This window comes from Caballeronia sp. M23-90 (assembly GCF_053574605.1).
In genome coordinates, this window is the sequence record NZ_JBSIPA010000581.1 from 1 (window position 1) to 3,598 (window position 3,598).

General features: G+C 60.9%; 4 protein-coding genes. 2 read left to right on the top strand and 2 right to left on the bottom strand.

Translation table 11 applies throughout. From position 1 onward, the window contains the following. Nucleotides 1-222: 222 nt before the first annotated feature. Nucleotides 223-591: a COG4315 family predicted lipoprotein gene (locus ACRXB1_RS32845; protein WP_256701143.1), complete on the bottom strand. Its 369-nt coding sequence runs from the start codon at nt 589-591 to the stop codon at nt 223-225. Nucleotides 592-768: 177 nt separating this feature from the next. On the opposite strand from ACRXB1_RS32845, the gene ACRXB1_RS32850 reads away from it, so the two are divergent. Beyond that, nucleotides 769-2,037, top strand: coding sequence for a CaiB/BaiF CoA transferase family protein (locus tag ACRXB1_RS32850; protein ID WP_449494402.1), 1,269 nt, complete (start codon nt 769-771; stop codon nt 2,035-2,037). A gap of 9 nt (nt 2,038-2,046) precedes the next feature. Here the strand turns inward: ACRXB1_RS32850 and cls are convergent, their stop codons facing one another. After that, entirely contained in the window at nt 2,047-3,330 is a 1,284-nt protein-coding gene (gene cls, locus ACRXB1_RS32855) for a cardiolipin synthase (RefSeq protein ID WP_449494403.1), read from the bottom strand. 110 nt (nt 3,331-3,440) lie between these two features. Here cls and ACRXB1_RS32860 point away from each other — a divergent pair. Further along, on the top strand, nt 3,441-3,598 hold a 158-nt coding region (locus ACRXB1_RS32860; protein WP_449494404.1), incomplete at its 3' end, for an ATP-binding cassette domain-containing protein.

Here is a 3,598-nt window from a genome sequence, read left to right on the forward strand (position 1 = left end):
TGAACTCGGCGTCAGTTCGCAAGACGTGTCCAATTTCCTCGCGATGCAATTCACGGGCTACACGGTCACGCAGTATCGGGTGCGCGACAAGCTGATCAGCGTCGACCTGCGTGCGCCGCAAAGCGAAGCGGGAGAATCCCAACGAGATCAGTATCGAAACTCAACGCCCTTCGCCCATCACGTGTTCAGGTTTGCTGTCCGGTCTCACTCGCGCCACATCTTTTATTGCTTCACCGTGTGCCACATGTCCTTGAAGTTCTCGCCCTTGGCGTCGCCCGCCTTGGTGTCTTTCGCGAACGTGTACACGCGCTTGCCTTTGTAAGCCCATTGTTTGCCGCCATCGGCGGTGGACATGACCGTCCAGTCGCCCTGCGGCTGGTCCGATGCATCTGCCATTGCCGCTGGCCATGCCTGCGCGCAGCCGCCCGAGCAGGCGCTTGGACCGGAGGCGGTGTCTTTGTCGAACGTGTAGAGCGTCATGCCCTTGGAATCGGTGTACATGCCGTTCGCGGCCACAGGCGGCGCGGCATGAACGGTCAGGCTGAACGTAGCGGCAAGCGCCGCGGCGAGCATCGGGATTCGCGTTTTCATTGTCTCTTCCATTTATCGATACGGTTTAAACGAACATCACCCGCGCAATATTCCGGCGGGCTGCAAATATTCTGGTCCGATTTGCGAAGGGCGGCAGAGTTTTCTCCATTCCAAAGCCGAATCACGGACGTCGCTACAATCGACACGTCCCCGTAACCCTGAAACAGACGAGGTGAAATGGTGCAGGACAGCAAGAAGTCATCGGCGGCGAGAAAGCGTCCACTCGACGGAATCCGTGTGCTGGATTTATCGCGCGTGCTGGCCGGGCCGTGGTGCACGCAAAATCTCGCGGATCTTGGCGCGGAAGTGTTCAAGATCGAACGCCCGGGTACGGGCGACGATACCCGCACGTGGGGCCCGCCGTTCCTGCGCGATGCCGACGGCAACAACACCTCCGAGAGCGCCTATTTCCTCTGCGCGAATCGCAACAAGCAGTCGGTCGCCATCGATATGAGTTCGCCGGAAGGCGCGGCGCTCATCCGTGAGTTCGCGAAATCCTGCGATGTGGTCGTCGAAAACTTCAAGGTCGGCGGGCTGAAGAAATATGGCCTGGATTACGTGAGTCTTTCCGAGCTGAACCCGCGGCTGGTGTATTGCTCGGTGACGGGTTTCGGTCAAAGCGGGCCGTTGTCGCAACGCGCGGGATACGACTTCCTGATCCAGGGCATGGGCGGCCTGATGAGCATCACCGGTGAACCCGACAGCGTGGCCGGCGGTGGTCCGGAGAAAGTCGGCGTGGCCGTGACCGACCTGATGGCCGGCATGTACGCGACCACGGGCATTCTCGCGGCCTTGATGGAGCGCGAGAAAAGCGGCCTTGGGCAGCATCTCGACATCTCGCTGTTCGACGCGCAGCTCGCCATGCTCGCCAACCAGTCGATGAACTACCTCACCACCGGCATCGCGCCCGAGCGCATGGGCAACGCACACCCGAACATCGTGCCATATCAGACGTTCGCGACGAGCGACGGCCATGTGATCGTTGCGTGCGGGAACGATGGCCAGTTTCGCGCGCTCTGCACGGCGATGAACGTGCCGGAGCTTGCCATCGATTCGCGCTTTGCGACCAACAGCGGCCGCAGCGTGAACCGCGCGGAGTTATTGCCGCAATTGGGCGCGGTGTTCATGACCCGCACGCGCGATGCATGGGTCGCGGCGCTCGAAGCGTGCGGCGTGCCGTGCGGACCGATCAACGACATCGAGCAGGCGTTCGGTTCGGAGCAGGCGGTGTATCGCGAGTCGGCGCGCGAGATTGCGCATCCGGTTGCGGGCGTGGCGCCGACGGTGGCGAGTCCGCTGCGTTTATCGGCTACGCCGGTTGAATACAATCGGGCGCCGCCGATGCTCGGTCAGCACACAAGCGCAGTGCTGCGCGAGGTGCTGGGTATGACCGATGCGCAGATCAGTGAGTTGCAGCAGGCCGGCGTAATTGGCGATCAAAGCTGAAGCGGTAGATTAAAGCTGCCAGTCAAGCAAGGGCACGGCCTTCTCGATCAGCTTTTCCATCGCGGGCCGATTGAGCCAGTCTTGATATGTGACTAGCTGCGACTTTTCGATATCCGCATCGAAGATCGCGCTTTGCCGCCGCGCGAACTCGCGGTCGTAGATATTGAGGTTGGCTTCGTCGTTGAGCTTGAACGAACGGCTGTCGAAATTCGTCGATCCCACCGATACCAAAAACTCGTCCACCACGAGCAATTTGCAGTGGAACATGGTCGGCTGATATTCGTGAATTTCGATGCCCGCCGCCAGCAGATCACCCCAGCACGCCCGCGAGGCTTCGCGTACCGTGTGGGTATCGATACGCTTTCCCGGCGTCACGATCCGCACTTTCACGCCGCGCCGCGCGGCTTCGACCAGCGCGTTGATCGCGAGGCCGTCCGGGACGAAGTACGCACTCGCCAGATCGATGCTTCCCGTCGCCGCCGTGATCGCCATCAGGTACATCAGCTCCATGTCGTCGGCGCCGTGCGTCGGCGAGCTGCTGAACATGTGCGCGACGCCGTTGCTTGCTTCGCCCTCCGGCAACGGTTTGACGTCAGGAAAGTACTTCGGACCGTGCAGCACGTCGCCGGTCACCTTGATCCAGTTGTCCATGAACACGGCCTGCATGTGCCCGACCACCGGTCCTTCCACGCGAAAATGCGTGTCGCGCCAGTGCTTCTCGTCCTGCGCGTGGCCGGTCCATTCTTCCGCGATCCCCACGCCTCCGGTGAACCCCACGCGCCCGTCGATGATCAGCAATTTCCGATGCGTCCGGTTGTTCATGCGCCCGAGTCCAGTCCAGTGCGGCTTGTGATACTGCACGACCTCGGCGCCGGCCTGGCGCAATTGTTCCAGATACTTGTGGTCCATTTTCTTGCAGCCGACCCAGTCGAGCAGCACGTGCACGGCCACGCCCGAACGCGCTTTCTCCGATAACGCCGCCGCAAACTGTTCCCCGATTTCGCCGGACCAGTAAATGAACGTTTCGAACGTGATGGTTTCTTTGGCCGAGCGGATGCCGTCGAGCATCGATGGAAAGATTTCGTCGCCGTTGAGCAGCACGCGATACCGGTTCCCCGATGTAACCGGCGGCCCGAGCAGCAGGCTCATCGAGCGGATGAACTGCGGGTCGTCGCTGGAATAGAGCCGGTCGATGTTGTGCTCGACCTTCTTCTCACCGCTTACGAAATTCGCCAGAAACACCACGACAATGAGCGTGATCAGAACCGTAAGCGGTATGACAAGAAAGAGCATGTCGAGTCCAAGGAGAGCGATGCGGGATTCGCCACGCCTTGCAGCAAGAGTCGGACCTTCTCCGCTATTCGTCCACGATCGTGCTGAGATTCAGGCGCACGCGGCGCAGCATGGAGATCAATAGCGCGCGTTCGTCCGCATCTGAGCAACTATCGGGCGGACAACAGCAACGTGTGGCAATCGCACGCGCGCTGGCGATGAAACCCACCGTTCTTCTCTGCGATGAAATCACGTCAGCGCTCGACCCCGAGCTCGTGGGCGAAGTGCT

Bases quoted from the DNA above. Each gene is read 5' to 3' on its own strand.
- ACRXB1_RS32845 (WP_256701143.1), bottom strand. From the start codon at position 591: ATGAAAACGCGAATCCCGATGCTCGCCGCGGCGCTTGCCGCTACGTTC.
- ACRXB1_RS32850 (WP_449494402.1), top strand. From the start codon at position 769: ATGGTGCAGGACAGCAAGAAGTCATCGGCGGCGAGAAAGCGTCCACTC.
- cls (WP_449494403.1), bottom strand. From the start codon at position 3,330: ATGCTCTTTCTTGTCATACCGCTTACGGTTCTGATCACGCTCATTGTC.